The organism is Bacteroides sp. 214 (assembly GCF_010501015.1).
Classification (GTDB): Bacteria; Bacteroidota; Bacteroidia; order Bacteroidales; family Bacteroidaceae; genus Bacteroides.
Window position 1 is genome coordinate 63,053 of sequence record NZ_QVML01000007.1, and the last position, 6,692, is coordinate 69,744.

Sequence of the window (6,692 nt, forward strand, 5' to 3'; positions counted from 1 at the left end):
CTATTTTGTTTTTCTTTCCTCATGTTCTTGTCGCGCACGCATGTAACTATTGTAGTAAGCAAAGCCTGCTTGCTCCAGCAAAGATTTGAGTGGAACGCCTTCGTTTGTTTTAAGTTTGCGAAGATGCTCTAATTCTTTCAAACGCCAATATCCTAGAAAGGCATTGAAGTGCATCTTGTATGTTTGGTTTATAAACCGAGACAACTCTTCACGAGATACTCCTAAAGCTGCTGCCAATGAAGTGAGTTTTAGTGTTGGGTCAAGATATGGCTTTTCATGCTTGAAGTAATAGTCAAAGTCTCTCCGTGACAATTGTTTGAGTATTGCTTTTTCGGAGAGTGGGGTGGGTTTCTCCTTTTTCTTTCTTTCTTTCTTGATGCCCAAAGGTGGATAATTGTTTAATTGTAAATTGTATAACAACATTATTTCCATCGCTGCAATCGCGGTAATCATAAGTAAAACAAACCAGTAAGTAGAGTAGATAATTTCCGGTGTGGCAATGAAAGCGACAAAAGGTTGTATTAATGTGATAAGGATAAAGATGCCCATTGCCGAAACCCATCGCATTTGATAATGGGCATTTTCTCTTTTTGCTCTTGATAGAGAGCGGTGATAGCGGTGTAGCCTGACAAATGAAGCAATGAGATATCCTCCTGTATATAGTATCTCTGCTAGTGTGAGTGTAGTGAAAACATGGGAGAATATTGGCCAGTCCGCATTTAACGCACCCATTCCTTTAACAATACCAAGCGGCACATCGAATGGAATGAATGGCATCCATACAAAGAGTATCGTTGGTATAACGAATGGTAGTATGCTGTGGATACGTGGGAATGGTCTTTTTTCCTTGGAGGTAAGTGCAAATACAATATAGTAAAACATAGTGCCCGAGCAGGTATGACATGCGTAAAGCAATGGGGCAAACATTACAAATAATTCGGGATACCATTTGTACGAAAATCGCGCAAGGCATATGCCGGTAAAACAAATAAAGTAAAGGAGTGCCCCTTTCTGGAGTGCGCGTTCTTCCGGATTATATTGTTCTCGAATTAATAATACCATATAGAATACACAGACTAGCGAAATAATAACCACCAGCCAAATAGCAGAGACTACAAAAAGTGTTGATGCTTCCAATGATACTTAATTGTTTTGTGCAAATATATGAAAACGCTACTGATTATCGATAAAAAGCATTCAGAAAACCTGTTGTTAGAACTGAGTCTACCCTCCAAACGGAGTTTTGCGAAATAGGTCTTCACCTTCACAAAGCGCTGTAACTAAATGATAGTAAATGAGTTGCTTGTGAAGACCCCCTCTTTTATCCTTCACAGGGTCTTCACAACTAATTTTCTGACTGTATTTGTAGTAAGAAACCAGTGAGAAATGGTTCGGAAATCAGTGAGAAGTGAAGTAAAAATCAGTGAGAAGTGAAGTAAAAATCAGTCAGAAATTACACAGCTTAAAGCTCTTATTCCAAGGCTTATAGTATTTATCTTGTTTGCCATAAGAAACGCCCCGTCAGCCATAGTCTCACGACCCGTCGTCCATAGGCGCGGTCGAATTTTAATCTGTCTACAACTCAAAAACACAAATTGTAGTTGTTTTTTTTATTATTCAGCGTTCTTTTCAAGGTGCTTGTTCCTACTTTTGCATTGAAACAATTTATTTATATCTCTTAATGAAAAATCTTCGAATTTTAGCATCTCTTCTTATTTGTTTTTTTGTAGTAAACACGTCTGTGGCAAACTTTATAGTTAGCCCGATAGATAGCATCCACCAACTCGCATCTTCTTTAACTACTGATACAGCTCGTGTAAACCAATATCATAAATTTGTTAATAATTACCTGAATTCAAAAAAAACAATAGTAAAGATACCTTTGGATAGTTTACTGGTGTTATCAGAATTCTCTTTGAATTTAGCAAAACGTACTGCTTATGTTAGTGGCGAGATCAATATGAATAAAGATTTAGGCTTGATTTATTGGTATAAACAGGACTATAAAAAAGCAGGAGATTATTATCGTACAGCTTTGGAGCTTAGTAAGCAAATTAATGATATTAATGAAATAATAGAAAATACATATATTACTGGATTTTGCGAAACTAAAACAGGCTTATATTCGCAAGCGTTAAAGAATTATTTACTAGCACTATTGTATTATAAAGAACAAAAAGCTTCAAAAGAAGTGCTTAAAGTGTATCTGTCTATTTGTACCGCCTATACTTTTCTTGGAGATAATTTGTCACTAGAACAATATGCACTCGAAGCTATTGAATATGCCATATCAATGAACGACACAATTTGTGAAGCTAAGTTCTCAATGGAAGCAGCTGTTGCATATAAGAAATTGCATGACATCTCTAAAGCAGAATCATATTATAATAGAGCATTTGATTTATATAGTCACTTAGGTCGGAAAGAGGAAATGGCACGCTTGTTAAATAACAAATCTACTATTTACGATGCCACTTCTCCTGAAAAGCTGGAATCTATGCAAAAAGCTATTACTATATTGAAAGAATTGCCTGAAAATCCAGAATCATTAAGATTACTATCACATATTTATGTGAATATTGGTGATTGGTATAAAGCGATCGGAGATCAAAGTGCAGCTATAGCTTTCTTTGAAAAAGGAATTGCTGCGGTTGAAACCTCTGGTAATATATATCAGGCTATTTTTCTTTATAGTCATTTGGCGGAGTACTATCTTGAACAAGGAAATCTGAGTAAGTCCAAGCAACTGGCACAGCAAACAATAAGGTTAATAGATAAATATATAGGCTCGAATCACTCTTATGATATTGCCTTAAAGGTGTTAAGTAAAATATACGCTATGGAGGGTAACTACCGTGAAGCGTTCAATGCCTTAACGAAATGGAGTGTTGTTAATGATTCTGTGCAGGCAAAAACTAAAAGAGAGGAAATAAATAGGATTAATCAACGATACGACTTTGAACAGGAGCGCCAGAAAAAAATAGCAATACAACAACTTGATATAGAACGTCAGAAATCATCTATTACTACATTGCGTATTGTGTTTATTGCAATGTTTGTGATGTGTCTGCTGTTTGCTACAATAGGGGTACTTTATTATCGTTATTCGCGTAATTTGAAAATAAAAAACCGTGAACTATATAATCAAATACAGGCGCAAGAAGAGTTGGAACAAGCTGTTAAAGAGAAGAATCAGCTTATTGTTGAATCGAAGCCTGATGCTGAAAGTAGGGAGTATAAACTGTTTGTTGCACTTAATGAATTGATGGAGTCGGAACAGCTTTATACAGATACCAATATAGATCGTAAATCGATTGCAGACAAACTGGGTACTAATGAACGGTATTTGCATGATGCTGTGAAGGAAAATGCAAAAGTTTCATTTATGGAATATATCAATTTGTTGCGACTTAACCATGCCAGAAGGTTGTTGGCAAGTAATAATTATACAATTGATGATATAGCCCTTGAATCTGGCTTTGGATCTAAAAGTACACTTTATAGAAATTTCCGTGAACGCTACAAACTAACCCCGGTAGAATTTAGAGCGATAGCGCTTGAGGAGAAAAATACTACAGCTTCTTTGTAATTTTAGAGTGTTTTGTAGATAAGCTGGTTGTAGAGGATAGAAATTCTGTGATAAAAACCATTTTGCAACCTCCATTTAGCAAATATGTATATTTATTATTTCCGTAATAAGGAGATAATGTCTATTTTTGTGCCACTAACTATCAAATATTTAGTATTTAAAATAATTTGCATTAAAACATTTATGGACAAAAAAAGAGTTTACACCTTTGGTAACGGTCAGGCAGAAGGAAAGGCCGATATGAAAAACCTCCTTGGAGGAAAGGGTGCCAATTTGGCGGAAATGAATCTTATTGGGGTTCCCGTACCTCCGGGTTTCACCATTACAACAGATGTTTGCGGTGAGTACTACGAAATTGGTAAAGATAACGTAGTAGAAAAGTTGAAAAGCGAAGTTGAAAACGCAATCGCTTTAGTAGAAAAATTAATGAACTCTAAGTTCGGCGATATCGAAAACCCACTACTTGTATCAGTACGTTCGGGAGCACGCGCTTCTATGCCGGGTATGATGGACACCATTCTGAACTTAGGTTTGAACGATAAAGTTGTTGAAGGTTTGATTCGCAAAACAGGCAACGCTCGTTTTGCATGGGACTCGTACCGTCGTTTTGTACAAATGTATGGCGATGTTGTACTGGGCATGAAGCCGGTAAACAAAAATGATATCGACCCATTCGAAGAAATTATTGAAGAAGTAAAAGAAGCTAAAGGCGTAGAGTTGGATACAGACCTTACTGTGGAAGACTTGAAAGAGCTCGTTGCTAAGTTCAAAGCTGCTGTGAAGAAACAAACAGGCAAGGATTTCCCCGAATCAGCTTACGAACAACTTTGGGGAGCCATTTGCTCGGTGTTTGACTCGTGGATGAACGACCGCGCTATCCTCTATCGTAAAATGGAAGGTATCCCAGCAGAGTGGGGAACAGCTGTAAACGTACAAGCGATGGTGTTTGGTAACATGGGCGAAACATCTGCAACAGGTGTTTGCTTCTCTCGCGATGCTGCAACAGGCGAAGACCAATTTATTGGTGAATACCTCATCAACGCACAAGGTGAAGACGTGGTAGCCGGTATTCGTACTCCACAACAAATCACAAAAATAGGTTCACAACGTTGGGCAGAGTTGGCTGGTATCTCAGAAGAAGACCGTAAAACAAAATATCCTTCGATGGAAGAAGCAATGCCAGAGATTTACAAAGAACTCGATATGCTTCAAACCAAATTGGAGAATCACTATTGCGATATGCAAGATATGGAATTCACTGTGCAAGAAGGCAAATTGTGGTTCCTACAAACCCGTAGTGGAAAACGTACCGGTGCTGCTATGGTGAAAATCGCTATGGATATGTTCCGTCAAGGTATGATTGACGAAAAAACAGCTATCCTTCGTATAGATCCAAATAAGCTAGACGAATTACTTCACCCAGTATTTGATAAGGCTGCCTTGAAGAATGCAAAAGTAATTGCAAAAGGATTGGCTGCTTCTCCAGGTGCTGCTACAGGTAAGATTGTATTCAATGCCGATGATGCTGCCGAATGGGGTGCAAGAGGCGAGAAAGTAATCATGGTTCGTGTAGAAACATCACCCGAAGACTTAGCAGGTATGGCTGCAGCCGAAGGTATATTGACCGCTCGCGGTGGTATGACTTCACACGCTGCTGTTGTAGCTCGTGGTATGGGTAAATGTTGTGTTTCGGGTGCAGGTTCTTTGAAAATAGACTACGCTGCCAAAACAATGGAAGTAGACGGATTAGTGTTAAAAGAAGGTGATTACATCTCTTTGAACGGTTCTACAGGTGATATTTTCTTGGGTGAAGTAGCTACGCAAGAAGCTGAGTTGGATAACGACTTTGCAGAAATCATGAGACTTGCCGACAAATATACCCGTATGGTTGTTCGTACTAACGCGGACACTCCACACGATGCACTTGTAGCACGTAAATTTGGTGCACAAGGTATTGGTCTTTGTCGCACAGAGCACATGTTCTTCGAAGGCGAGAAGATTAAAGCAATGCGTGAAATGATTTTGGCAGAGAATGCTGAAGGTCGTCGCGTAGCATTGGCTAAGATCCTTCCTTACCAAAAAGCAGACTTTGAAGGTATCTTCGAAGCAATGCAAGGATTGCCTGTAACTGTTCGTTTGCTCGATCCTCCTTTGCACGAATTTGTTCCTCACGAAGAAAAAGGACAGCAAGAAATGGCGGATGCTATGGGTGTAGATGTGAAAATCATCAAACAACGCGTAGATGCATTGCACGAACAAAACCCGATGCTTGGACACCGCGGTGCTCGTCTAGGTAATACTTATCCTGAAATTACCGAAATGCAAACCCGTGCTATCCTTGGTGCTGCATTGGAATTGAAGAAAAAAGGTATCGTTGCTATTCCTGAAATTATGGTTCCGCTTACCGGTATCCTATATGAGTTCTTGGAACAAGAAAAGGTAATTCGTGCTACAGCTACCAAATTGTTTGAAGAAGCAGGCGATAGTATTGACTACAAAGTAGGAACGATGATTGAAATACCTCGTGCCGCTTTGACTGCCGATCGTATTGCTTCTGCTGCAGAATTCTTCTCATTTGGAACAAATGACTTGACACAGATGACCTTTGGTTACTCGCGTGATGATATTGCTTCATTCTTGCCAATATATCTGGAAAAGAAAATCCTTAAGGTTGACCCATTCCAAGTATTAGACCAAAACGGTGTAGGACAGTTAGTACGCATGGCTACCGAAAAGGGCCGTGCTGTTCGTCCTGATTTGAAATGTGGTATTTGTGGTGAGCACGGTGGAGAACCTTCTTCAGTGAAGTTCTGTAATAAAGTAGGCTTGAACTACGTAAGCTGTTCACCATTCCGCGTGCCTATTGCACGTTTGGCGGCTGCACAGGCTGTATTGGAACAGGCGTAAGTTACATTAGATAAGGAAAGAGGGTGTGTCAAGAACGATACACTCTCTTTTTTTGCACAAAGTCTGAACTTTCTCAATATCAGACTTCGTTATAGGAGGTGTATCAAACGTCGAAGCGCTGACAGCGCGACATACTTAGCCTAGGGTCAGGGAGCGAAGCGAGTGCAGCCCTGGGTTTTGGAATCGACAACGTGAA

The 6,692-nt window shown here is 39.3% G+C and carries 3 protein-coding genes; 2 read left to right on the forward strand and 1 reads right to left on the reverse strand.

Going from position 1 to position 6,692, the window contains the following annotated elements; genetic code table 11:
• Entirely contained in the window at nt 1-1,137 is a 1,137-nt protein-coding gene (locus D0T50_RS07275; RefSeq protein WP_203558203.1) for a hypothetical protein, read from the reverse strand.
• Between the two features lie 604 nt (nt 1,138-1,741).
• Between D0T50_RS07275 and D0T50_RS07280 the strand changes: the two genes are divergently transcribed.
• Entirely contained in the window at nt 1,742-3,589 is a 1,848-nt protein-coding gene (locus D0T50_RS07280) for a helix-turn-helix domain-containing protein (protein WP_163222858.1), read from the forward strand.
• A gap of 183 nt (nt 3,590-3,772) precedes the next feature.
• Entirely contained in the window at nt 3,773-6,496 is a 2,724-nt protein-coding gene (gene ppdK / locus D0T50_RS07285; protein ID WP_163222859.1) for a pyruvate, phosphate dikinase, read from the forward strand.
• Nucleotides 6,497-6,692 lie beyond the last annotated feature (196 nt).

Bases quoted from the DNA above. Each gene is read 5' to 3' on its own strand.
- ppdK (WP_163222859.1), top strand. From the start codon at position 3,773: ATGGACAAAAAAAGAGTTTACACCTTTGGTAACGGTCAGGCAGAAGGA.